This is a genomic window from Paraclostridium dentum (assembly GCF_012922555.1).
GTDB classification, from domain to species: Bacteria; Bacillota; Clostridia; order Peptostreptococcales; family Peptostreptococcaceae; genus Paraclostridium; species Paraclostridium dentum.
Genome location: NZ_WIPK01000011.1, coordinates 62,771 through 88,363, shown reverse-complemented (window position 1 = coordinate 88,363; position 25,593 = coordinate 62,771). Strand labels below are relative to the sequence as shown.

At 27.7% G+C, this 25,593-nt stretch carries 24 protein-coding genes; 4 read left to right on the top strand and 20 right to left on the bottom strand.

The genetic code is table 11. The features are described from left to right. Positions 1–45: 45 nt before the first annotated feature. The gene (locus tag GFJ41_RS14400) at positions 46–624 is read left to right on the top strand and encodes a beta-class carbonic anhydrase (protein ID WP_035117621.1); all 579 of its coding nucleotides are present in this window, start codon (positions 46–48) and stop codon (positions 622–624) included. Between the two features lie 213 nt (positions 625–837). Here GFJ41_RS14400 and GFJ41_RS14395 read toward each other — a convergent pair whose 3' ends face one another. Next, the gene (locus GFJ41_RS14395; RefSeq protein ID WP_035117623.1) at positions 838–1,101 is read right to left on the bottom strand and encodes a hypothetical protein; all 264 of its coding nucleotides are present in this window, start codon (positions 1,099–1,101) and stop codon (positions 838–840) included. 76 nt (positions 1,102–1,177) lie between these two features. Continuing rightward, the gene (locus tag GFJ41_RS14390) at positions 1,178–2,779 is read right to left on the bottom strand and encodes a GGDEF domain-containing protein (RefSeq protein ID WP_035117624.1); all 1,602 of its coding nucleotides are present in this window, start codon (positions 2,777–2,779) and stop codon (positions 1,178–1,180) included. A gap of 227 nt (positions 2,780–3,006) precedes the next feature. Here GFJ41_RS14390 and GFJ41_RS14385 point away from each other — a divergent pair, with 227 nt between their 5' ends. Continuing rightward, a complete protein-coding gene (locus GFJ41_RS14385) occupies positions 3,007–3,279 on the top strand; it encodes a hypothetical protein (protein ID WP_035117625.1) in 273 nt (90 codons plus the stop codon). A gap of 62 nt (positions 3,280–3,341) precedes the next feature. Here the strand turns inward: GFJ41_RS14385 and GFJ41_RS14380 are convergent, their stop codons facing one another. Both GFJ41_RS14380 and GFJ41_RS14375 read right to left on the bottom strand, forming a co-directional pair. Further along, positions 3,342–3,512 carry a hypothetical protein gene (locus GFJ41_RS14380; protein ID WP_021431629.1) on the bottom strand — a complete coding sequence of 57 codons (171 nt, stop codon included), beginning with the start codon at positions 3,510–3,512 and terminating at the stop codon, positions 3,342–3,344. Between the two features lie 105 nt (positions 3,513–3,617). Then, positions 3,618–4,541: an ROK family protein gene (locus tag GFJ41_RS14375; protein WP_035117626.1), complete on the bottom strand. Its 924-nt coding sequence runs from the start codon at positions 4,539–4,541 to the stop codon at positions 3,618–3,620. A 149-nt stretch (positions 4,542–4,690) separates the two neighbouring features. Here GFJ41_RS14375 and GFJ41_RS14370 point away from each other — a divergent pair, with 149 nt between their 5' ends. Further along, a complete protein-coding gene (locus GFJ41_RS14370) occupies positions 4,691–5,824 on the top strand; it encodes an AI-2E family transporter (protein ID WP_170075706.1) in 1,134 nt (377 codons plus the stop codon). A gap of 29 nt (positions 5,825–5,853) precedes the next feature. Here GFJ41_RS14370 and GFJ41_RS14365 read toward each other — a convergent pair whose 3' ends face one another. From GFJ41_RS14365 to GFJ41_RS14305, 14 genes are all read right to left on the bottom strand, one after another. Next, complete coding sequence (locus tag GFJ41_RS14365; protein ID WP_170075705.1) at positions 5,854–6,216, bottom strand: C-GCAxxG-C-C family (seleno)protein; 363 nt, start codon at positions 6,214–6,216, stop codon at positions 5,854–5,856. 190 nt (positions 6,217–6,406) lie between these two features. After that, the gene (locus GFJ41_RS14360; RefSeq protein ID WP_170075704.1) at positions 6,407–7,246 is read right to left on the bottom strand and encodes an Mrp/NBP35 family ATP-binding protein; all 840 of its coding nucleotides are present in this window, start codon (positions 7,244–7,246) and stop codon (positions 6,407–6,409) included. 234 nt (positions 7,247–7,480) lie between these two features. Next, entirely contained in the window at positions 7,481–8,731 is a 1,251-nt protein-coding gene (locus tag GFJ41_RS14355; RefSeq protein ID WP_170075703.1) for a glycosyltransferase family 4 protein, read from the bottom strand. Positions 8,732–8,748: 17 nt separating this feature from the next. Continuing rightward, a complete protein-coding gene (locus tag GFJ41_RS14350; protein ID WP_170075702.1) occupies positions 8,749–9,600 on the bottom strand; it encodes a hypothetical protein in 852 nt (283 codons plus the stop codon). A gap of 300 nt (positions 9,601–9,900) precedes the next feature. Next, complete coding sequence (locus GFJ41_RS14345) at positions 9,901–13,722, bottom strand: phosphoribosylformylglycinamidine synthase (protein ID WP_170075701.1); 3,822 nt, start codon at positions 13,720–13,722, stop codon at positions 9,901–9,903. 38 nt (positions 13,723–13,760) lie between these two features. Next, on the bottom strand, positions 13,761–15,020 hold the full coding sequence (gene purD, locus GFJ41_RS14340; RefSeq protein WP_035117634.1) for a phosphoribosylamine--glycine ligase: 1,260 nt from the start codon (positions 15,018–15,020) through the stop codon (positions 13,761–13,763). An 11-nt stretch (positions 15,021–15,031) separates the two neighbouring features. Continuing rightward, positions 15,032–16,564 carry a bifunctional phosphoribosylaminoimidazolecarboxamide formyltransferase/IMP cyclohydrolase gene (purH, locus tag GFJ41_RS14335; RefSeq protein ID WP_170075700.1) on the bottom strand — a complete coding sequence of 511 codons (1,533 nt, stop codon included), beginning with the start codon at positions 16,562–16,564 and terminating at the stop codon, positions 15,032–15,034. Then, positions 16,557–17,150 (bottom strand): phosphoribosylglycinamide formyltransferase, encoded by a 594-nt coding sequence (gene purN, locus GFJ41_RS14330; RefSeq protein ID WP_170075699.1) that lies wholly within the window; start codon positions 17,148–17,150, stop codon positions 16,557–16,559. The genes purH and purN overlap by 8 nt, the downstream gene beginning before the upstream one ends. Beyond that, positions 17,144–18,172, bottom strand: a complete 1,029-nt coding sequence (purM, locus tag GFJ41_RS14325; RefSeq protein WP_170075698.1) for a phosphoribosylformylglycinamidine cyclo-ligase — start codon at positions 18,170–18,172, stop codon at positions 17,144–17,146. The genes purN and purM overlap by 7 nt, the downstream gene beginning before the upstream one ends. After that, positions 18,166–19,536, bottom strand: coding sequence for an amidophosphoribosyltransferase (gene purF, locus GFJ41_RS14320; protein WP_021428326.1), 1,371 nt, complete (start codon positions 19,534–19,536; stop codon positions 18,166–18,168). The genes purM and purF overlap by 7 nt, the downstream gene beginning before the upstream one ends. A 16-nt stretch (positions 19,537–19,552) precedes the next feature. Then, a complete protein-coding gene (gene purC, locus GFJ41_RS14315; RefSeq protein WP_021428354.1) occupies positions 19,553–20,248 on the bottom strand; it encodes a phosphoribosylaminoimidazolesuccinocarboxamide synthase in 696 nt (231 codons plus the stop codon). A 5-nt stretch (positions 20,249–20,253) separates the two neighbouring features. Next, positions 20,254–20,730 carry a 5-(carboxyamino)imidazole ribonucleotide mutase gene (purE, locus tag GFJ41_RS14310; protein WP_206001567.1) on the bottom strand — a complete coding sequence of 159 codons (477 nt, stop codon included), beginning with the start codon at positions 20,728–20,730 and terminating at the stop codon, positions 20,254–20,256. A gap of 194 nt (positions 20,731–20,924) precedes the next feature. Further along, on the bottom strand, positions 20,925–21,056 hold the full coding sequence (locus tag GFJ41_RS18895) for a hypothetical protein (protein WP_264318551.1): 132 nt from the start codon (positions 21,054–21,056) through the stop codon (positions 20,925–20,927). A 56-nt stretch (positions 21,057–21,112) separates the two neighbouring features. Continuing rightward, positions 21,113–21,481 carry a hypothetical protein gene (locus tag GFJ41_RS14305; protein ID WP_170075696.1) on the bottom strand — a complete coding sequence of 123 codons (369 nt, stop codon included), beginning with the start codon at positions 21,479–21,481 and terminating at the stop codon, positions 21,113–21,115. Positions 21,482–21,672: 191 nt separating this feature from the next. On the opposite strand from GFJ41_RS14305, the gene rbr reads away from it, so the two are divergent. Beyond that, a complete protein-coding gene (gene rbr, locus GFJ41_RS14300; protein WP_021431612.1) occupies positions 21,673–22,254 on the top strand; it encodes a rubrerythrin in 582 nt (193 codons plus the stop codon). Between the two features lie 141 nt (positions 22,255–22,395). Here rbr and GFJ41_RS14295 read toward each other — a convergent pair whose 3' ends face one another. Further along, positions 22,396–23,730, bottom strand: coding sequence for an NCS2 family permease (locus tag GFJ41_RS14295; RefSeq protein ID WP_081949280.1), 1,335 nt, complete (start codon positions 23,728–23,730; stop codon positions 22,396–22,398). Between the two features lie 231 nt (positions 23,731–23,961). Further along, complete coding sequence (locus GFJ41_RS14290) at positions 23,962–25,359, bottom strand: MFS transporter (RefSeq protein WP_025161350.1); 1,398 nt, start codon at positions 25,357–25,359, stop codon at positions 23,962–23,964. Positions 25,360–25,593 lie beyond the last annotated feature (234 nt).

Sequence of the window (25,593 nt, the reverse complement as noted above, 5' to 3'; positions counted from 1 at the left end):
TAAAATTAGTAAAAATAAATCTAGTTGATAAGGGAGTATATGAATATGAGTATAGAAAACAGAAAATTAGATAAAATATTAGATTTTAACAAAGCTTTTATCGAAAATAAAGAGTATGAAAAATATGAAACATCTAAAGATCCCGATAAAAAAATAGTTATATTATCTTGTATGGACACAAGACTTACAGATTTGCTTCCAAAGGCTATGAACTTAAAAAATGGAGATGCTAAAATAATAAAAAATGCAGGTGCTACTGTTTTACATCCTTTTGGAAGTATAATGAGAAGTATTATAGTTGCTATTTACGAATTTGAAGTCGATGAAGTTCTTATAGTTGGTCATGAAGGCTGTGGTATGTGTAATCTAAATACAGAAAATCTTATAAATAAAATTATAAATAAGGGTGTATCAATTGAAACAATAAATACTCTTTCTAACTCAGGAATTGACGTAAAAAAATGGCTTCATGGATTCGAGTCTGTAGAAGACTCTATAATAGATAGTATTAAAATGGTTAAAAAGCATCCTTTAACACCTAAAGACATGATAGTTCATGGTTTAGTTATGTCTCCTAGTACAGGTGAACTATCGATAGTTGTAGACGGTTATAAAAACAAATAGGTATATCAGATTATTAGATTTTTTACCATTTACAAATTTTAACATTAGGAATATAATAAAAGTGTTCATTATATTTTTAATACATGAACATTGTGTGATATATAAAATATCATACTCCTGACTTTGTTTTATTTTATTTGTTTGTTAAAAATATCTTATATAGGTCTTTCTATATAAGAAAAAAAGAAGACATCTTTTAGGTGTCTTCTTTTTTTAAAGTATTACTTGAGTTATGTTTCCACTACTATCTTCAACACTTATTATATCTAAATCTTTAAAGTTTCTTGAAAGCCACTTGATTTCCTTCATAGCTAAACTCACCTCTTGTGATGACAAATTTCCTATAAAGTACTCTTCTCTTTCTTTTTCATATTGTTTGTCTGAAAGCCAATTTCTAATAAATGTAAATGCAAAAGTATTAGGTATATTACTCATACTTGCTCTTTTTGATTTTGCAGGCTTTGAAACTATCCTCATATATACCTCCATATTAAATAAAGCTTTTAATAAATTATATTTATTAAAAGCTATTAATATCACTTTATTATTTTAATTATATATCTTCTATATGCGTACATTTACCTCTACCATTTTCCTTTGATATATATAATGCTTTATCTGCTAAATTTATAGCATTTCTTATATCTTTATTTGAATATATTGTTGAAATACCTATGCTTAGACTAATATAATTACTTACTTTTGAATATTCATGCTTTATCTTTTTATCTGAAATATTTTTAAGTATTCTTTCTGCAAAAAACATAGATTCTTTTTTTACAGTATTTTTAAGAATAATGCAAAATTCTTCTCCTCCATATCTAAATATCATATCGCTTTTTCTACAACTGCTTTTTAAAACTTCTGATATAGATTTTAAAACTTCATCTCCACGCTGATGACCATAGTTATCATTATATAATTTAAAATAGTCTACATCTATCATAAATACTGATATTGGAACATCTTTAATTTTCACATTTTTTTTATATAGTTCTAAATATCGTCTATTATAAACATTGCACAACGGGTCTTTCATCGATTCATATCTAGATTTTTTCATCTTTTTATATACTAGTATAATAATTCCAATTAAAAACAAATTGCTTATTATTATTAATGTGCTAGTTTTTTTCATAATACTTATGTCTTCTTCTTCTTTTATCTTGTTATTCAAATGAAATTCATATTGCTCATTATTTATTTTTGACATGTCCAATTCATTTTTATAAAATTTTTGTACCAATTTATCATATTCCTCATGATGTTTTAACTTTTTATAAATTTCTATCCTTTCCTTTATAGAAAATTGACATATATATATATCCCCTTCTTTTTTACCATACTCCTCTAATTGCTCAAAGTACTCAATAGTCTTATCAATATCTCTAGTTTTCTTAAAATACAATGCATATGCCCTAGTTTTTAGCATTTTACTTTCAGTGTATTTAACATCTTTATTTTCTTTTTCTAGTTTATCTATTTTTTTAAAATAAAAATCAATTTTACTAAAATCTTTTTTATTTAATTCTTTTATTATTAAATCTGAATAATACATTATTAATAAATCATCTTTATGAGATTTAGGTAAATAGTCAATAAATGGCTCAATTTTAGATAAAATTATACTATATTCATCCATACTTCCAACTTGAAAGTAAATTTCTGCTAAATTTAATAATGCATAAGCTTTTATTCTAGCATTTTCAGTTTTATTTTCATTAAATGAATTTATTATTTTTATAAGAGATTCCGCACTTTTTATGTATTCTCCCATGTGCCTGTATGCTATAGAGGAATTTATCTCAACTTTATACTTATTTTCTTTACTTACATATTTTTCAGCTTTTTCATACATAAGTATTGCACTTACAGTCTCTCCTTGAAATGTATTTATAATTCCAAGATAATTATATAAATTAAATTTATCTGATTTATCTAATCTATTAAATATTTTTTTATTTTTTTCAATTTGTTCTAATTTTTTTTCAGCTAAATCATAATCTCCATCTTGTATAAGGGCATTTGCATTTTGAATTTTTATTTTTTCTTCTTGCTTAAAATTATTTAAATTATTTAATTTCAGTATAAAAATTAATAAAATTACTGCAAATGCAAATACTATTACATAATTTTTTTTAATTTTAAAATTCATAAATCACCCCATAGACCCTTTATTTGATCACTTTTATTCATATAAAACCTTTATATCTATAGCATATATATTTATAACTTCATATAACTGTATTCTGTTAAAGTTAACATATATTATTATATCTTATTAATTTACGCTATATTTGTAAATTTACGAATATATTAAATTTATTTTAAATATTATTTAATATAGTTTTTAAGCTATAAAAAAATTTTAGGGGGAAACTTATGTTAGAAGTATTTAAAAGAGATTTAAGTCAAAATAATAAAAAACTTAGAAAATCTGGTTACATTTTAGGATTAATTTATGGTCCTAATCTTGATAAAGACATCCCTATTCAAATACCTAAAACTCCGTTTTTAAGATTTGCAGAAGATAATAACAATCTTAGTGTTGATTTACTATTAGATGGTGAAATTAAAAAATGTATAATAACTGAAATCCAATCTCAACCTGCATTTGAAGGGTATACACATATAAATTTTAAATGTATCGAATAAAAGGAAAAAGACTATCTTATTAGATAGTCTTTTTCCTTTGCTATATACGTTTAAGTAATAAATTACATTAGTGACTGCTCTTTTCCACAAGCTTTACATCTTCTCATTTCAACTATGCACTCTTCGTTATTTTCATTGATATTTTGGTATGTTACTATAGTATGCTTTCTTTCTTTTTCACAGTTATCACAAAAAACTGATTCTTTTAACTTTCTAGTTTTTAAAATTTCCATCTAAATAAACACCCTTTCCTCAATAAATTTAACTCTATCTACCATTATTGTTATAAGTGTGGTTATTTATACATAATAAGTAAAATTAAAATAAATGTATATTTCCTAAAGCTCATTTCTAACTATATAATTATATATAGCTCCTATCTGACCTGAATCATTAAAAAACTTACAAGGTCCAATATTCCATTTTTTATATAAATTCTCAATTTTTCCAGTTTCTTTTATAAGCTCTATAGAAAGTCTTTTCATTTCAGATTTCAAATCTTCTATAAAAATAGGTTGATTACTTATTCCTCCTCCAATAAGAATTTTTTCTGGATCAACTATAAACCCCACATTGTAAATACAAATTGCTACTCTTCTTATCCACATTTTATATAATTCTAAAACTTCATTATCCTTATTCTGAATCATATCAAATACAGATACTCCGTCTAAACTTTTAGAGTTTACTCCCTTTTTATTAGCTATTTCTCTAACGAATGATACAGTTGAACTTGTTTTATTCAAAGTTTTCAGCCTATATTTCTCATGTATATTGTCTAAAATCATATATCCAAATTCTCCTGAGAAATAATTATTTCCACTTACCAATCCATTGTTTATGTACAAAGCTCCACCTATTCCAGTACCTAATGTAATACATACAAAATTACTACATTCAGTTGCATTTCCAATCCATTTTTCAGCTAATAGTGCACAGTTTGCATCATTCTCTACTTCTACTGTTTTGCCTAACTCTTTTTCTAAAATATATTTTATATTTATCTTATCTAAAATCCGTATAGACCCTCCATCTTGGATATATCCATTGTTGGGATTTACGCACCCTGGTACACTAAGACCTACTCCATCTACAGGTCCACATTCATCCATTATTGATTTTATTGATTTTATAAATTTTGACATATCGTACTTAGGTGTTCTTATTTTACTTTTACCTTTTTTTACTTCATTACCATATTTATCATAAACTCCATACTTTATAGAAGTTCCTCCAACATCTATCCCTAAATAAGTGTTCAACTATATCACCTCCCAATTAAAATAATACTTTTTATACAATTAATTTTATCATAATTTTTTCCCAATATATGTAATATGATTTTTAAAAAATACTTTTATACTGTATACTGATTGTATAATTATAAATTTATGAAAGGAGTTGTAATTTTATGAAAAATCTCAAATTTAAAAATCAAATTTTACTCTCAACTTATATAATAATTTTATCTTTTTTACTTTTAAATATAAAGTCTGTTGGAAATATGTTTCTTCAACTAATTTCTATATCGAAACCTTTTATAATAGGTATAGCAATAGCATTTTTAATAAATATTCCTATGAAGTTTTTTGAAAAGAAAATTATAGAACCCTATTTAAAAAAGACAAAATTAAAAAATCCAAAAACTTTAGCCAGAGCATTATCTCTTTTAGTTACTTTACTTATTTTATTTGTATTAGTGAACTCATTTGTAAACTTTGTGATTCCTCAATTAGGTAAAAGTACTTCTAGTTTAATAAGTGCGGTTCCTCAGTATATAGATTCACTAGAATCTTATGTTACAAATTATTTTTCACATATAAATATTCCAAATAGTATTCATGCTAATATCTTATCTGGATTAGATAAAGTTTCAAGTTTTGTAATTAAATTTGCAAACTATTTTATCTCAAATATATTAGGATTTACAGTTGGTGTTACATCTGCGATAACTAATTTTGTTATAGGATTTATAATTGCAATTTATATACTTTTAAGTAAAGAAAAACTTTTACTTCAATGTAAAAAATTCACTTTTGCTTTTTTAGATGAAAAATATGCAAATAAGTTAGTAGAAATTTCTCATTTAGTAGAATTTAAATTCTCAAAATTTATAGCTGGACAATGTATGGATGGTGCTATATTAGGTATTTTATGTTTCATAGGTATGACTATATTTAGTATGCCTTATGCATTGCTTGTTAGTACTATAGTGGCGATAGCTGCATTAATACCTATATTCGGAACATTTATAGGAACTGCACTTTCAGTTTTTATCATATTTATGGTTAAACCTATAACGGCATTATATTATTTAATAATGATGCTTGTAATTCAGCAAATTGAAGGTAACTTAATATATCCATTTGTTGTGGGTAACTCTATAGGACTATCCTCATTTTGGATATTAGTACCTATATTTGTAGGTTCTTCTATGTTCGGTGTTTTAGGTATTTTAATAGGAGTTCCTCTTTTTAGTGTAATTTACACGCTATTATCTAGATATGTAAATAAAAGAATAAAAGAAAAAAATATTAATCTATAAAAAAAAAGATGACTAAATGTCATCTTTTTTTATGCTGCTAAAATTTCTTTTAATGCATCATATGAAAAATCTATTATTTCTGAACAGCTAACTTTATTTTTCTTTAGGTCTAAACATATCTCACTGTTATATTTGTCTCTAACTCTATTCATTAATTCTCTTGAGTAAGCTCTGGCATCGTTTGATTGAGAGTTATCTTCTCTACCCTTTATATATCCTAATACTAATACAGCTGCATTTACAGCTCCACATAAACTTCCAACTGTAACTCCTGTTCCCATTCCGCTTCCTAGCGCAACTGGTATATCAGTGTTATATTCTTCATTATATGATTTTATTATAGCTTCTGCACATGTATATCCTTGTTTATGATATTCTGATGGTTTTGTCATTTTATTATCCTCCAATTTCCTCTATTATTTAAATAATCAATGTTATAATCTTTTCAAATTAACTTTTCTTAAATAATATTACCCTATTTAAAATAAATTATATGTGATAATATCACATTAATAGTTTATATCCGAATAATAATTTTACCATATTTTAGATAATTTGTCTTTTGTAACCCATATGAGATTTCTACCTTTGAATAGTTTCCAACTCACCTATTATCTTGTTTACTATAGGCTCAAACACTAATTTAAGATTATTTTCTTCATCTGCTGTATTTCCATCACTTAAATTACTTACACTATTTAACATAGGTAATTCTGCTAGCAAGTTTAAATTCATTTCCTCTAAGAATTTATCAGTATTTTCTCCATTAAATAATCTTATTTTTTTATAACAATCAGGACAAGTTATATAACTCATATTCTCTATAACACCTAATATATTAATATCCATTTTTCTAGCCATATTTACAGCCTTTGAAACTATCATGGAAACAAGATTTTGCGGTACTGAAACCATTACTATTCCACTTATCGGAATTGAATTCATTACAGTTAAAGCAACATCTCCTGTACCTGGCGGCATATCGATTACTAGATAATCAAGTTCTCCCCAAAGAACATCTTTCCAAAATTGTTCAACAACCCCTGAAATCATAGGTCCTCTCCATATAACAGGATCACCTTCATTTTCCATAAGAAAATTTAATGACATAACTTTTATCCCATCATTTGTGTTAACTGGTAAAATCATATCTTCTGACATAATTGCTTTTTTCCCACTAATTCCAAGTAATCTAGGAATACTAGGCCCTGTTATATCTGCATCTAAAACCCCTACTTTATATCCTAATTGATTTAACTGTTTTGCTATAATTGCTGAAATAGAAGACTTTCCTACACCTCCTTTTCCACTCATAACCCCAATAATTTTTTTCACATTATTCAAATTATTATTTTTAACTCCACAATTGTTTTTGTCTTTTGTACATCCGTTATTAGATGGACATGTTTTGCACATTGACATAATTTCATCCCCTTACATATAATTGGCATTTGCTAATTTAATTTTACTTATATTTTTATTTATTGTCAAATGCCAATTATAAAACATTCCTTATACACAAAAAGGAAAAACACAAATTTTAAATTTTTATATTTTTCCTTTTCAGATTTTTATATTTTATATTTAATTTTTCTAAACTTTATATTTTAATATTGTTATTAACTAATATAAAATAAATTGTTACACAATAAACATTTAAGATAATTCTAATTTTTGTTTTTTTGCTATGCCCCATTTGTTCGATATTGCATTTTCTAATCTTAAGCATAGACCAGTCCATGTTTTATCTTCCATATTTAAACGTTTTTTTCTAACGTTAAATTGAAGTATATTATTTATCATTCTATCTATTTCAATACCCAAATTCTTCTCAAATCCAGGAAGTTCATCTTCAAAGGGTTCAGCAATTTTTCGCATTTCAGGTAAATTTATATATTTAATTTTACCTGATGTATTTATATATTCTCCAATCCATTCACTAACCCCCGGTATATCAGTAGTTATAACAGTACACCCACTTGCTAAAGCTTCTATAACTACTAAAGGTAACCCTTCAAAAAATGATGGGAGCATAAATATATGAGTTTTTCTAAGTATTTCTGCTAATTCATTTTGTTTTACTTTTCCTAAAAACTTTATATCAAATTTACTTTTTTCACTAAGCTTTTTAATAGAATTAAATTCTTTCTCATTACTGCCATCCCCAACTATATTTATTTTTATAATATCTTTTTTATAACTTATATAATTTAGTGATTTTATTAAAGACTCCACGCCTTTTAATCTGCAAATTTTACCTGCAAAAGTAATATTGATAATATCATTATCTATTCCTTTATCAAAAAATATATTTTCATCATACCCACTTCCAAGAGTATATACTTTATCTTCACTTAGATTAAATATATCTTCAATCTCTTTTTTTTGCTCATTGTGCAACGAAAATATCATATCTAAGTTACATATATTATTTTTTATATAACTACTTTTTAATTCATTGCTTTGAAATTGCTTTAAACATGTTCCATGGCAAATTCCTACTACAGGTATATCCTTGATAGTTTCCCTTACAAATGCAGTTATTAAATATAAATGATGACATATTACTAAATCAGGTTTTATATCTTTAATAGCTTCGTCTATCCTTTTTTTAAACGCATCCTTTAATTTAAATATCATATCTTCGCTCATATTTTTATATAAAGTACTATTATATGGCATGACATCACTCATCCCTACAACGTTAAAAGGGACCTCTTTTGTATTATAAGTTACAGGGTAAAATTTTATATCTTCCCCAAAGCATTCCTTTGGGTCATCAGTATCTATTCCTGCTATTACCCCTTGATTATATCCCATCTTTTTAAACCCTTTTATCATTCCACTCATGTAAATACCACTACCTGTGCTATTTGGTTTTTGTGTTATTATATGTAGTATTTTCATAGTTCTCCCTTCAATTGTCAACTAAAATCTATATCTAAATATATACAAGAAGAATCATCATTTACTTTAAATCTTGGAAATCTAGTTGTTGAAAAATCTTCTGATTCTATATTTCTAAGTTTAGAGTAAATTTCTCCTGCTCCATATTTTTCTACCTCATTTATTAAGTTTTCCTCTTCTATGGTTTTATATCTATCACTAATACATGAAAATCCATCACTTGTAAGCATTATTTTTATATTATCATTTATATCTATAAATCCATTTATAGCGTTGTCTATAGCATTTTCATCAAAATCTAATATCCAATATCCATTTTTTGTATTTTTTTTCAATCTATTGCTTATTATTGTACTCATCACACTATTTTTTATTTCTTCAAATGTAAGCCTGTCTAAATTAGGTAGTTTTTCCATTTCATCATAAACCAATTTATCTAAAACACATAAAGTTCTATCTTTTATTACAGAGTTTTCATTTCCTAATTTAAAATAAAATGTACAATCTCCAAGTAAAAAATACTCTAGTTTATTATTATAAAATTTTATAACTGCAATAGAACTGGATGGAGTATCTAACCTCTCAATATCATTCTTATCAACTTTTTTATAATATTCATCGCTTATGCATTTAACTCCATTAATCATCAATTCTTTTAAAGTCATTTCATTATGTATGTTTTTGTGTAAGTAATTATTCCACCAGTTTACATACCAATTTGCATCGCTTTTACATGAAATTAGATTTTTATTATTTAGCCCAGTAGCTCCATCTAAAACCCACGCTCCAAATGGATTAAATCCTATTATATCTTCATTGTATTTTGCACTTCCTTGATAACATAAAGTGTCACAAACCTTTATTTCCATATCATACCCTCCGCGTATGGCATATATATATTACCATATTAATTTTGAAAAACTTGTCGAAAATTATATAAAAATTTCACTTTATACATGTATATACACTAATACCCAAATATCTTACTTTACTTAAGTTTATTCTCCATTAATCGATAAATTCCCTCTATATATTTTTTAGACACTTATTTACATTCAGAACATAGCATATTCATTCAACATCATTTTAGTAAAAATCATTTGTTTCAACGAAAAAAGGTACCTCAAAATAAGTACTATAATGTTTACTTTGAGATACCTTATATATTTTTATTTAAAATATTTAACTCCACTTTCAAAAATCTTTTGATCTTTTTCACCTATGATGTTTTTAACAACTTGGTCTCCAATTCTTTCTGAATGACCCATTTTCCCAAATACTCTTCCATCTAAACTTGTTATACCTTCAACTGCATATGTTGATCCATTTGGATTAAACTCTATATCATAAGTTGCTTTTCCTTCAAAATCTACATACTGAGTTGCAATTTGTCCATTTTGTATTAATTTTCTCATTACATCTTCACTCGCTACAAATCTTCCTTCACCGTGTGAGATTGCTATACTGTGAATGTCACCAACTTCTGTATCATACAACCAAGGAGATTTATTAGATGCAATTCTTGTATTAACCATTTTAGCTTGGTGTCTTCCTATCTTATTATAAGTTAGAGTTGGGCAGCTTTCATTTATATCTCTTATTTCTCCATAAGGCACTAATCCTAATTTTATAAGAGCTTGGAACCCATTACATATACCTAACATTAATCCATCCTGATTATTTAAAAATTCATTTATAGCTTCAGCAATTTTATGATTTCTAAATACAGTTGCAATAAATTTACCTGATCCATCTGGCTCATCTCCTGCACTGAATCCACCTGGTAACATTATTATTTGAGATGATTTAATTTCTTCTACCATAGTATCTATAGAGCTTTCTACATCTTTATAAGTTAAGTTTTTAAATACTTTAACTGATGTTTTGGCTCCTGCTTTTTCAAATGCTCTTGCTGAATCATATTCACAATTAGTTCCAGGGAAAGCTGGTATAAATACTTTTGGTTTAGCTAAGCTTATAACACTATTTCTTCTTTCTTCAGTGCTTAAAAAGTTTATAGTTTCTATTTTTTCTTTTATTTCTTCAGTTTGAACAGGGAATATACTTTCTAAAACACCGTTATATTTATCATATAAATAATCTATATCTATGCTTTCATCTTCTATGATTATATTTTTTTCTTCTATAGTATTTCCTAATATTTGATAATTGTATCCATCCAACTCTTTCAATAACTCGTTTACATCTATATCATTTCCTTTTAATTCAAGAATCATATTTCCATAAGATGCATTAAATAACAAATGATCATTTATATTATTTTCATTATTAAATTTAAATCCAATCTTATTTCCAAAGCTCATTTTACTTATAGCTTCACTTACCCCTCCATAACCTACTGAATATGCAGAAAGTACCTTTCTATTTTCTATAAGCTCTGTTATTTTTGAAAGATTTTTCTTTAATTCTTCAAAATCTATAACTTTATTTTCCAACACATTTGTTAATAACATTATTACTGTTGAACCTGTTTTTTTAAATTCTGGGGATAACACTTGTTTTGCATCCACAGTATCAACAGCAAATGAAACTAGTGTTGGAGGTACATCTATGTCTTTAAAAGTTCCTGACATACTGTCTTTTCCACCTATTGCAGGTATTTGTAATTTATTTTGAGCGTAATATGCCCCAAGTAATGCTGAAAATGGTTTCCCCCACTTATATTCACTTATCCCCAGTTTTTCAAAATATTCTTGTAGAGTAAGTCTTATAGTGCTAAAGTTACCCCCAATAGCCACAACTTTACACACAGATTCTACAACTGCATAAAGCGCACCATGGAATGGACTTTCTTTTCCTATCTTCGGGTTATATCCATATGTCATTATTGTGGATGTATTAGTCTCTCCATTTAAAACAGGTATTTTGGCAACCATACCTTGAGCTGGAGTAGCTTGATACTTTCCTCCAAATGGCATCAACACAGTATTTGCTCCTATAGTATTATCAAACTTCTCAACAAGACCTTTTTGTGAGCAAACATTTAAATCAGTAATATTATTTATAAATTTATCCTTTAAACTCAATTCACTACTTATTGCTATTTCTAAATTTTCTTCTGACTTATATAAAGACATTTCTTCAACATTTCTTACTTTTATATTTATTTTTTGTTTTACTCCATTCGTTTCTATAAAATCTCTAGACATGTCTACTATAGCTGTTCCATTCCAATACATTCTAACTCTGCCGCTATCAGTTACATTCGCAACATGAGTAGCTTCTAAGTTTTCCTCTATAGCCATTTCTATAAACTTATCTATATGTTCTTTTTTTATTGCTACAGCCATACGCTCTTGAGACTCAGATATAGCTAACTCTGTTCCATCTAATCCGTCATATTTTTTAGGTACTAAATCTAAGTTTATATCTATACTTTCGGCTATCTCTCCAATTGCTACACAAACTCCACCAGCTCCAAAGTCATTACATCTTTTTATCATTTGTGCAACTTCTTTATTTCTAAAAAATCTTTGTATTTTTCTTTCATTTGGTGCATCACCTTTTTGAACTTCTGCACTACATGTTTGTAAAGATTTTTCACTGTGTTCTTTTGATGATCCTGTAGCTCCTCCGCATCCATCTCTTCCAGTTTTTCCACCTAATAATATTACAGCGTCTCCATTTTGAGGAGTTTCTCTTATTACATTTTCTTTTGGCGCTGCTGCAATTACAGCCCCTATTTCCATTCTTTTAGCTACGAAATTCTCATCATAAATTTCTGCTACTTGACCTGTTGTAAGTCCAATTTGATTTCCATAAGAGCTATACCCATTAGCTGCTTCTGTGGTTATTTTCTTTTGCATTAACTTTCCTGGCAATGTATCTTTTAATGATGTTCTTGGATCTGCACTTCCACTTACTCTCATAGCTTGATAAACATAACTTCTACCTGATAAAGGATCTCTTATAGCGCCTCCTAAACAAGTAGCCGCTCCTCCAAAAGGTTCAATTTCTGTAGGATGGTTGTGTGTTTCATTTTTAAACATTACTAAATATTCTTCTTTTTTACCATCTATATCAACATCAACATTTATACTACAAGCATTTATCTCTTCACTTACATCTAAGTCTTCTAATTTGCCACATTTTCTTAATTCCTTCATAGCAATTGTTGCTATATCCATTAAACAAATATCTCTATCTGTTTTTCCATATACATAATCCCTTGATTGTAAGTACATATCATATGCTTCTTTTACAACATCAGTGTACTTGCCTTCTTCTATAACTACATCCTCTATTTTAGTCATGAATGTAGTATGTCTACAGTGATCTGACCAATAAGTGTCTAATACCTTTATTTCAGTTATAGTTGGATTTCTTTTTTCTATATTTTTAAAATACATTTGCACATGCTTTAAATCTTCAAATGTCATAGCAAGTCCTATAGAATCCATGAATTCCATTAAATCTTCATCACTTAAGCTTATAAATTTATCTATAGTTTCTACACTTGTAGGTATTTCAGTTTGTATTTTTAATGTTTCAGGTTTTTCTAAGTCAGCTTCTCTACTATCTACTTGGTTTATGCAATATGATTTTATTTGTTTAAGATCTTTATCTGTTATATCTCCACTGATTATTACTAGCTTTGAAGTATTTATTATAGGTCTTTCACCTTCATTTATAATTTGAATACATTGAGCTGCCCAATCAGCTCTTTGATCATATTGTCCTGGTAAATATTCTATTGCAAATACTTTATCATCTATATTTATGTTTACTTCCTCTTGATATACATTATCTGTATTAGGCTCAGAGAATATATTTCTAACTGCTTTTTCATATACAGATTCTTCTATTCCTTCTATATCATATCTATTTAAAAGTCTTAGACTTTTTATTCCATCTATATGTAAACTCTCTTCGATTTCACATTTTAGATGTTTTGCTTCTAAGTCAAATCCTTGTTTTTTCTCAACTAATATTCTTTTTACAGTAGATTTCAAACTATTACTAGTAGTCATAGTATACCCCCATAATTTTTTATTTAAGTATATTTATACTAATTTGATAATACTCCAATGTCAGTTCTGTAATGCATGCCTTCAAATTTTATCTTTCCTATGTTTTCATAAACTTTTTTACTAGCTTCTTCAAGTGAGTTTCCTTTTGCGCTAATTCCTATAACTCGACCACCATTAGTAACTAGTTTATTATTTATTATTTTAGTTCCACTATGGAATATAACTATATCTTCATCCACTTTATCAAGGCCTGTTATAACCTTACCTTTTTCGTAACTTTCAGGATAACCCCCTGATGTTAACATCACACATACTGCATTTTTTTCATCATACTTTATGTGAATTTCATTTAGTCTATTTTCTAAAATAGCTTCTATTATTTCAATTAAATCTGTTTCCAATCTTAAAAGTACTGATTGTGTTTCAGGATCGCCAAATCTAACATTATATTCTAATACCTTTGGTCCATCCTCTGTTATCATTAGTCCTATAAATAAAATACCTTTATAGTTTAAGTTATCATCTTTAAATCCTTTTAATGTCTTATCTAAAACTTCTTTTTTTACTATATTAGATAATTGTTCATCGTATATATTACTTGGAGAAAATGTCCCCATTCCTCCTGTGTTAGGTCCTTCTTCATTGTTATAGACCTTTTTATGATCCTTAGCACTTTCCATAGGTACTATAGTATTATTGTCAACAAACGCTAGTATAGATGTCTCTATTCCTTTTAAAAACTCTTCAATAACTATTTTTTCTCCAGCTATACCAAATTTTTTGTCACTCATCATTTCTTTTAAAGCTTTTATACCTTCTTCTTTATCCTTTGCTATTACAACACCTTTACCTGCGGCTAAACCATCTGCTTTTATAACTACCGGATATCCAAATGAATCAATTTCATTTATAGCTTCATCTAAGTCCATGTATTCTTTATATTTTGCAGTTGGAATATCATGTTTGATCATAAACTCTTTTGAAAAAGCTTTACTACCTTCTAACATTGAGCACTTTTTATTCGGCCCAAATATCCTTAAGTTTTCTTTTTCAAACTTATCTACTATTCCATCTACTAATGGAACTTCTGGTCCAACTATAGTTAAATCAATTTTATTTTCTTTAGCAAATTTATATAAATTATCAATATCATTATCTTTTATACTTAAACACTGAGCGATTTCACTTATTCCTGCATTACCAGGAGCACAATAAATCGCGTTAACCTTTTTTCCTTTTAATAAACTATAGCAAATCGCATGCTCTCTTCCACCTGATCCTACAACTAAAATCTTCATGTATTTACCTCCTAGTGTTTAAAGTGTCTTATTCCTGTAAACACCATAACCATATCATTTTCATTACAAGCATCTATTGAATCTTGGTCCTTTATAGACCCTCCAGGCTGAACTATAGATTTTATTTTATAATCATTAGCTAACTTCACACAGTCATCAAATGGGAAAAATGCATCTGATGCTAATACTGCGCCTTCAAAGTTTTTATCTTGGTTATTTTCTAAAGCATTTTTTAATGCCCATATTCTTGAAGTTTGACCGCATCCAAGTGCTAGTGTCTGTCCATCTTTTACTATAGCTATTGCATTAGATTTCATGTTTTTAACTATCTTCATTCCAAATTCCATATCTTTTAATATTTGTTCATCTGCTATCTCATTTGTAACACAGTTGTATTCATTAGCTAATTTTTCATCTCTATCCTGAACTAGTAATTTGCCATCTAAGTATTTAAGGTCAAATCCTTGAAGACTATTTTCTATATTTGATAATTTTAATACTCTTAAGTTTTTCTTTTGAGTTAAAACTTCAAGTGCTTCTTTTGTGAAATCATAAGCTACTACTATTTCTAAAAATATTTCATTTAATTTTTTAGCTGTTTCTACATCTACTACAGATGTAAATCCTACAATTCCCCCAAATATAGATACTTTGTCTGCCTCATAACATTTTGTGTAAGCCTCAAAGCTATTCTTAGCTACCGCTACTCCACATGGATTTGTATGCTTTATAGCTACGCAAGCTACTTGTTCACTGTCTTTAAACTCTCTCATTATTTCTAAACATCCATGTAGGTCATTTATGTTATTAAAAGAAAGTTCTTTTCCATTTAACTGTTCATAATTTAATATTGGATTTTTTGCATTAGACTGTTTATATAATACTGCTCCTTGATGAGGATTTTCTCCGTATCTTAGAGTATCTTCTTTTTGGAATGTCATTGTTAGACTTTCAGGGAACTTATCTCCTAATTGCTCTCTGAAATAGTTTGATATTAATGCATCATATCTAGCAGTTGTTGAAAATGCTTTATATGCTAGTTTTCTTCTATCTTCTAATGATACTTCTCCAGCTTTTAAGCTTTCTATTATAGAATCATAATCTTTTGTATCAACTACTATTAAAACATCTTTATAATTTTTAGCTGCTGAACGTATCATAGATGGTCCACCTATATCTATATTCTCTATCATTACATCATGAGGTTTGTTATCTTTTAAATTTCCTTCAAAATCATATAAATTTACTACTACTAAATCTATTGCTCCTATTTTATGCTCATTAACTGTATTAACATGTTTTTCATTATCTCTTTTGTATAATATTCCTCCATGTATATATGGATTTAATGTTTTAACTCTTCCATCCAATATCTCAGGAAAGTTTGTAACTTCATCTATTTGTATAACTTTTAACCCTTCTTCTTTCAGAGTTTTAAATGTATTTCCTGTTGATATTACTTCATACCCTAATTCATTTAAGCTTCTTGCAAACTCTACTACACCACTTTTATCCGTTACACTTATTAATGCTCTTTTAGTCATTTACAATTACTCCCCTTCCATTTACAGTTAACTTATTATCACAATATAGTCTTACACTTTCTTTAAGTATCTCATGCTCCACTGCTAGTACCCTCTCAGATAAACTCTGTGGGTTATCATCAACCTTAACCTCTACACTTTTTTGCATTATTATTGGACCTGTATCTGCTCCCTCATCTACAAAATGCACAGTAGCTCCACTTAACTTTGCACCATAACTTATTACAGATTCATGAACTTTCTTACCATAATATCCTTCTCCACAAAATGCAGGAATTAATGATGGGTGTATATTTATTATTTTATTTCTGAAAGCTTCTACAAATTTAGGGCTTATAATTTTTAAATACCCTGCTAAAACAACTAAATCAATATTTTCTTTATTTAGTAAATCTATTATTTTTTCATCTTCTTTTTCTACAAAAGTTTTGATATTGTGTTTTGTTGCTCTTTCTAATCCATAAACATTATCCTTATTAGAGATAACTAATTTAACAATTCCATTTATATATCCACTTTCACATCCATCTATAATACTTTGTAAATTGCTTCCTCCTCCAGATATTAAAACAGCAATGTTTAGCATAGCTTTACTCCTTCATGGGTATCTACAACTTTTCCAATTATATATGCTTGTTTTTCACTTTCATTTAAATAGCTAACTATTTCCTCTGCTTTATCTGAATCTACTACCATTGCAAGTCCTATACCCATATTGAAACTTTTATGAAGTTCAACTTCATCTATTGCATTAAACTTTTCTATCATTTTAAATATAGCTGGTTTTTCCCAAGAATTTTTTTCTATATCTATACCTAATCCATTTGGTATAACTCTAGGGATATTTTCTATAACACCTCCACCTGTTATGTGTGCTATAGCTTTTAACTCGTATTTTTTTATTAAATCCATAACAAGTTTCACGTATATCTTTGTCGGAATAAGAAGCGCCTCTCCTAAAGTCATTTCTAATTCTTCTATATAATCAGTTAGTTCATACTTATATTCTTCTAGAAATATTTTTCTTATAAATGAATATCCATTACTGTGTATTCCGCTTGATGATATTCCTATTAATGTATCTCCAGAGTTAACATCTTGACCACTTATTATTTTAGATTTATCTGCTATTCCTACTGAAAAACCTGCTAAATCATAATCATCTTCTGAATACATACCAGGCATCTCGGCTGTCTCTCCTCCGATAAGAGCACATTCTGCCATCTTACATCCTTCAACTATTCCAGATACTATATCATCTATTTTCTCAGGAATTAATTTTCCAGTAGCTATATAATCTAAGAAAAACAATGGCTTAGCTCCTTGGCATATAAGATCATTGACACACATTGCTACTAAATCTATACCTACAGTATTATGAATATCCATCATTTGAGCTAGTTTTAATTTTGTTCCAACTCCATCTGTAGAAGATAGCAGTACAGGTTCATCCATATTTATAAAATCCTTTAAACTATATAAACCACTAAAGTTTCCTAAATCTCCTATAACATTTTTATCATATGTTCCTTTTATCTTATCTTTTATAAGATTTACAGCTCTGTTTCCTTCATCTATATCTACACCTGAAGCTCTATATGTTAACATGATATTAGTTCCCCCTCATCAATTTTTTCAACAGGATATTTTCCATCAAAACATGCTTTGCAGAAAGTTGTTTTATCTTCCGCTGCTTCTAAAGTTCCTTCTATGCTTAAAAACTTTAGTGTATCACAACCTATATAATCTCTTATCTGATCCAAATTATTTTTAGATGCTATTAAATTAGACCTATGCGGAGTATCTATACCGTAGTAACATGAATGTGTTACTTGTGGTGAAGTTATTCTTAAATGAATTTCTTTTGCTCCTGCATCTTTTAATGATTTAACAATTTGCTTAGATGTTGTCCCTCTTACTACAGAGTCATCTACTAAAACTATTGATTTACCTTTTACTACATTGCTTAAAGGATTTAACTTTATTTTAACTCCTATTTCTCGTTCTTTTTGAGTAGGCTTTATGAATGTTCTTCCCACATATCTATTTTTTACTAATCCTTCTGTAAGTTTAACTCCACTAGCATTTGAATATCCTATTGCTCCAGCCCATCCTGAGTCTGGAACGGGTACTACTATATCAGCTTTTATTTTTTCGTCTTTAGCTAAAATTTCTCCACATTTAACTCTAAACTCATATACGTTTACATTATCTATAGTTGCATCATTTCTTGCAAAGTATATATGTTCAAATATGCAACTTGATTTAACAGGCTTATAATTTTCTCTATAATGATAAGAAGTTAATTTATTGTCTTTTATAACTACTATCTCTCCAGGTTCAATATCTCTAATAACTTCTCCACCTAAAATATTTATTGCACAATCTTCTGATGCTACTATATACATATCATCTTTTTTTCCTAATAATAATGGTCTAAACCCATGAGGATCTCTAACTGCTACAAGTTCATTTTCACTACTTGATACAACTAATGAATATGCACCTTTTATATAGTCCATTGTTATTTTTAAACTTTCAACTATATCACCTTTATAGTATCTAGCTAATATACAAAGAATAGCTTCTGTGTCCGAATCTGATTGAAGCATATACCCTTCTTCTTCTAACATATTTCTTAAATAATTTGCATTAACAAGATTTCCATTGTGAGCTATTGATAACTGTCTTTTTCTACATCTTCCTACAAGTGGCTGGCAATTGTCTAAACTGCTGCCTCCTGCAGTTGAATATCTTACGTGTCCTATTCCTATATTTCCTTTTAGCTTTTCTAACTCACTAGATTTAAAAACATCACCCACAAGACCCATGTCTTTTTTATGGTTTATTTGACCATCATTTAAAACAGATATTCCACAGCTCTCTTGACCTCTATGTTGTATCGAGTATAACGCATAATACAATTCTTTAGATATATCTCTATCTGAGTATATTCCTACTACACCGCACATTTAAATATCCCCCTGATTAATTTTCTATCCTAGCCAAAACCTCTGTATACCCTTCAACCAAATCACCTAAATCTCTTCTAAATCTATCTTTATCAAATTTTTCATTTGTATCTACATCCCATAATCTACAAGTATCTGGTGATATTTCATCTGCCAGTATTATATTTCCATTTTCATCTTTCCCAAACTCTAATTTAAAATCTACTAACTTAAAGTTTAACTTTAAGAAAAATTTCTTCATTATTTCATTTATTTTTAAAGTTTCTTGTTTTAAAAATGCTATTTCCTCTCTAGTTGCAAGTTTCATAGCAACTGCATGATCATCATTTAGCATAGGATCTCCATAATCATCATTTTTGTAAGATAGTTCAAATATAGGTTCATCTAGTACAATACCTTCTTCTATTCCATATCTCTTACAAAATGATCCAGCAGTTATATTTCTTACAATTACTTCAAGTGGTAATATTTCAACCTTTTTAACTATCATTTCTCTATCTGATACACCTTTTATGAAATGTGTACTTATACCTTCTTTTTCTAACATCTCAAACATAACTGTACAAATCTTGTTATTTAAAATTCCTTTTGAGTTTATTGAAGCTTTCTTTTCTCCATTAAAAGCTGTTGCATCATCTTTATAATAAACTAAATACTCATTTTCATTTTCTGTACTAAATATTTGTTTTGCTTTTCCTTCGTATAATAACATTTCAATTACCCCCTTAAGTTTTTATCATCGTCTAATACTTTTTGTTCCATTTGTTCTCTATAACTTTTCAATTGTTCTTTTATATTTGGATATTTTATACTCATTATTTGTGCTGCCATTAATGCTGCATTTATTCCTGAATCTATAGTTACAGTAGCTACTGGTATACCTTGTGGCATTTGAACTATTGAAAGAAGAGAATCTAACCCATCCATTGTAGATGATTTTATTGGTAATCCTACTACAGGTATTAAAGTATGTGATGCTATTACTCCTGGTAAATGTGCCGCTTTTCCTGCAGCTGCTATTATTACATCTGTATCATTTTCAATTTCATTTAAAAAAGTTGTTAATTGCTTAGGTGTTCTATGTGCTGATAGTGCTCTTGCTACAATTTTTATTCCGAACATTTCTAAAAGCTCTATTCCTTTTTCTAACTTTGGATAATCTGACTTTGAACCCATAACTACTGCTACTTTCATCATAATCCTCCCTATTTTTACGTATATATATTTTTTTGTTTTTTTGAATATACGTTATATATAACGAACTTTATATTTAAATAATATACTATTATACGTATATTATCAACCTTATTTTTAATTTTGTTCGGATTTTTATTTAAAGCTCAAAAAAGGAGCAATCCATTTCTAGATTGCTCCTTTTTTATGCTTAATTATCCGAAATACTTATTTAACTTTTTAGTTACATCAAACCCTAAATCAGCGCCTATTATTAATCCAAATACAATAGCATAAACTAAATCAATAAACCAAAATATTATAGATTTCTTTTTAATACTATGCAAAATATCACTTCCTATTAAGTTTATAATTTAATTGTACTACTATTAATTCAACTCTTCTACTCATTCATTATATCTTTTATTTTACCTGTATTAACATTAACCTCAAACCATCCACTTGTAGCAACATGGCTTTCTTCTTCATTTGTAATAACATCATATGCATGTATTGTGTATATATCTTTAGATTTGCTATCTACTTCTACAAAATTAGGTATATACATATTTTTTTCTTTCATATATTTTTTAACCAAATCAACAGCTTCCTTTTCTGTTAACTTTTCAGTTTTACTTTCTTTATTTTCATATACTACTTCTTTTGCACTTTTTTCAACTAAATTTAAGTTTTTATCTGAAGTACTAGCATATCCAATTATTAAAAAACCTGATATAAATATACTAGTTATCAAAACTCCATATAGTTTCATCTTTAGCCCTCCATCTTACAAAATTTACTATCTAATATGATTTACATATTTATGAATTTCATTCAAAATTCTATCAATTTGTAAAATTACAACTTTATATGAAAAATAATTATTTTGTTTTAAGCTAAATTAAAGTGGTATTTATTTACTATAATTAAAAATAAATTTTATACTTAGGAGATGAATTAAAGATGAAATCTTTAAAAGGAACTAAAACTGCACAAAATTTAATGAATGCTTTTGCTGGAGAATCTCAAGCAAAAAATAAATATCAATTTTATGCTAAAATAGCTAGAAAAGAAGGATATGTTCAAATAGGTGATATATTTGATGAAACTGCTCATAACGAAGAAATGCATGCTAAGATATTCTTTAGATATTTATTAAATGACTTTACTGGAAATGATGTTCAAGTAACAGGTTCTTATGGTGTTGGAATGGGTTCTACTTTAGAAAATCTAAAAGGTGCTGCAAAAGGCGAAGATGAAGAAGATACAATGTATTTAAAATTTGCTGAAGAAGCTAGAGAAGAAGGTTTTGAAGAAATAGCATCTTCATTCACTCATATACATTCAATTGAAGCTCATCATAGAGATAGATTCTTAAGATTAGCTAAAAATATAGAAGAAAATATAGTATTCGAAAAACCAGAAGTTCATGAGTGGGTATGTACAGTATGTGGATATGTTCATGTAGGAACTGAAGCTCCACAAGTATGTCCAGCATGTAAACATCCTCAAGGATATTATGAAATAAAAGCTGAAAACTTCTAAAATCTAAAGCTAAGTATAAAAAAGGGTTAAGTACATATATGTATATGTGTTTAACCTTTTTTTATATTTAAAATAAAAATGCTGAGATTAATTTTAAAATTAATCTCAGCATTTAATTTATCCGATTATTTTAATTATATTTTATAATAATACAAACTTTAGTATAAACATTATTGATAAGAATATTAATGATATATTAACTTCTTTTTTCTTTCCTGTAGCTAATTTTAATATTGTAAATGATATTATTCCGAATATAATACCATCTGCTATACTATAAGCTAACGGCATCATTGCAAATGTTAAAAATGCTGGTATTGCATTTGTAAAATCGCTAAAGTCTATTTCAAGTAATGAACTTGCCATCATAACTCCGACTAATATAAGTACTGGAGCTGTAGCTTGTGGAGGTATCGATGTAAATATCGGGGCAAAGAATAACGATAGTAAGAATAATATTCCTGTCGTTACTGCTGTTAATCCAGTTCTTCCTCCTTCTCCTATCCCAGCTGCACTTTCAATATATGCTGTAACTGTTGAAGTTCCTAATAAAGATCCTGTAGTAGTTGCTATTGCATCTGCAAATAATGCTTCTTTAGCCTTTGGTAATTTCCCGTTTTCATCTAACATATTACCTTTTGATGCTACTCCTACTAAACATCCTACTGTATCAAATAAGTCAACAAATAAGAATGTAAATACTACTACCAGCATATCTAAACTAAATATTTGATCAACTGGAACTGAAAATGCTTGTAAAAATACTGGCTTAAGTGATGGAACTGATGAAACTAAAGCATGTGGTAGTTGAACTAATCCTGCTATAATTCCTATAGCTGTAGTTACTACCATAGCTAATAAAAATGTACCTTTAACATTTCTTGAAAGTAAAACTGCCGCTATTACTAGACCTAATATAGCTAATACTACTGTTGGACTTTGCATATTACCAAGTTGTAATATTGCACCTCCACCTTGCACTATTCCTGCATTTACTAATCCTATAAATGCTATATATAATCCTATACCTGCTGTAACTGCATGTTTTAAAACTCCAGGTATACAATCTATAATCTTTTCTCTTACATTAGTTAATGTCAATAATATAAATATTACTCCTTCTATTAAAACTGCACATAATGCAAATTGCCAGCTATATCCCATTTGTAAAACTACTGTGTATGCGAAGAATGCATTAAGTCCCATACCTGGTGCTAAAGCAATTGGATAATTTGCTAAAAATCCCATTATGCAACTTCCTATAAATGCTGCTATTGCAGTTGCTGCAAATACAGCATCTTTATCCATACCAGCATCTCCTAATATACTAGGATTTACAACTAGTATATATGCCATTGTCATAAATGTTGTCATTCCTGCTATAACTTCTGTTTTTACGTTCGTGTTATTCTCTGTTAATTTGAAAACTCTATCTAACATAGATTTCTTATTATTTGAAGTTTGCGCTGCTTGCATATCCTTCCTCCTTATTTTATAAAATATAATTATGATTTCGTTCGTCTTTTAACTTATCTTACATGTTGATTATATAATGTAGTTCGGTTTTAAGCAATAGAAATTACGAATATTTTTATATTTTTCAGTTTTTTTATTCGTTTTTATTCTTTATATAAAAATAAGTTACCTCAAGATACAATATACTTAGCTGTATTATCTATAAAAGTAACTTATTTTTATATAAAGTATTTATTTTTCTTCTATAAACTCTTCTTTTACTTCATTTATTTTTATTTCTTCTTCGCTTAAACCTCTATTATATTTTTTAATAAATACAATTAGTAGCACAACAGATGCAATAAAATATAACGTACTAGCTATATAATATGCCTTTCCGTATCCAGCATCTGTTTTTAATAAAGAGTATCTAGCAAATAAACCTGCAAATATACCTACTATAGAATTTGATATAAGTATAACTGAACTATATGCAGGAGCTAAATTTTTAGGAACAAATGTAAGTGGCAATGATTGTTGAATAGGGTTTGAAGCATTTGCAAGTCCTGATCTTAAGAATAATACACTTCCTATTATCCAAGCTATATTTCCTCCAAATATAGTTCCATTTGCCATTATTAACATAAGCGGTATACATAATATCATGGATAATGATATTGTTACGATTGATCCTAATTTCTTTTCTAAATACGGTGCTGCTAAAAATCCTAATACCATAGCTACTGTCTGGAATGTTATTATTGTTGATACGGTACCTCTACTTATATGTAAGAAATTGTTTAAATATATTGGGAAGTAAGGAGTTATTAAAAGAGCTCCAAATCTTATAGTACTAAATATTACAACCCACATTATTATATATTTATTACAAAATACTTTTAAACTAAATTTATTTTCAGCTTTTCTAGCTGCAATCTCTTCTTCAGTTTCTCTATAATCTTCTACTTTTTCTCTTAAGAAGAATAGACATCCTAAAGCTAAAACTGCAAATACAATTGCTATCCATAATGCAAATTCATATGAATTAATATAATAACTCATTTGTGTAGAAGTTAGTTTGCTTGCATTCTCTGATAAAGCAGATGCTTTATCATAACTTATACCTAGATATTTACTAAACTTCCAAACAACTATTTTACCATTTAAAAATGTTAATATTGATTGACTGATTAAGTTGCAATACATTACTCTTGAAAACATTGAAATTCTTTTTTCTTTAGGTGTGTATGATGTGAACATTAAAGGATATATAAAGTCAAATAACCCTGCACCTACATTAACTAATATGTTAGCTACTAAGATTACTTTACCATTACTACTGTATATACAAGATAATAATGCCCCTATTAAAACAACTGGTGCAAATACTATTATCTTTTTATACCCTAACTTATGTACCAATAAAAGCATCATAGCCATTATAAATGTTCCTATTGATGTGTACATAGGTAAAGCTTTAACAACATCGGGTACAGTTAAATTCAAGTAAGATATATAAGAGTCATTGGTTATACCTGTAACGGCTCCCATAAAAATGTAACTAATAATGAAAATTGCACAATTATACTTCCATCTTTTGTCCCAATTCTTATCATTGCTAGTAACAAAACCTACTAATCTTTCTTCCATACAAGTTCCCCCTTGAGCGTTTTTTTTAATTATACACCTTTTTTGAAAACGTTTACCTATATTTTTGTTTACATAATTATTACATATAAAAAATATAAAAACTATTTTTTAAACTGTTTAACACATCAAAATTTATGTTTTATTTTAAAAATAAAGAAAATTAAGAACTAATAAAATTTTATAAAATACACAAATATTTTTCTGAAACGCACTGTTCATCTACCTTTAAGTTAT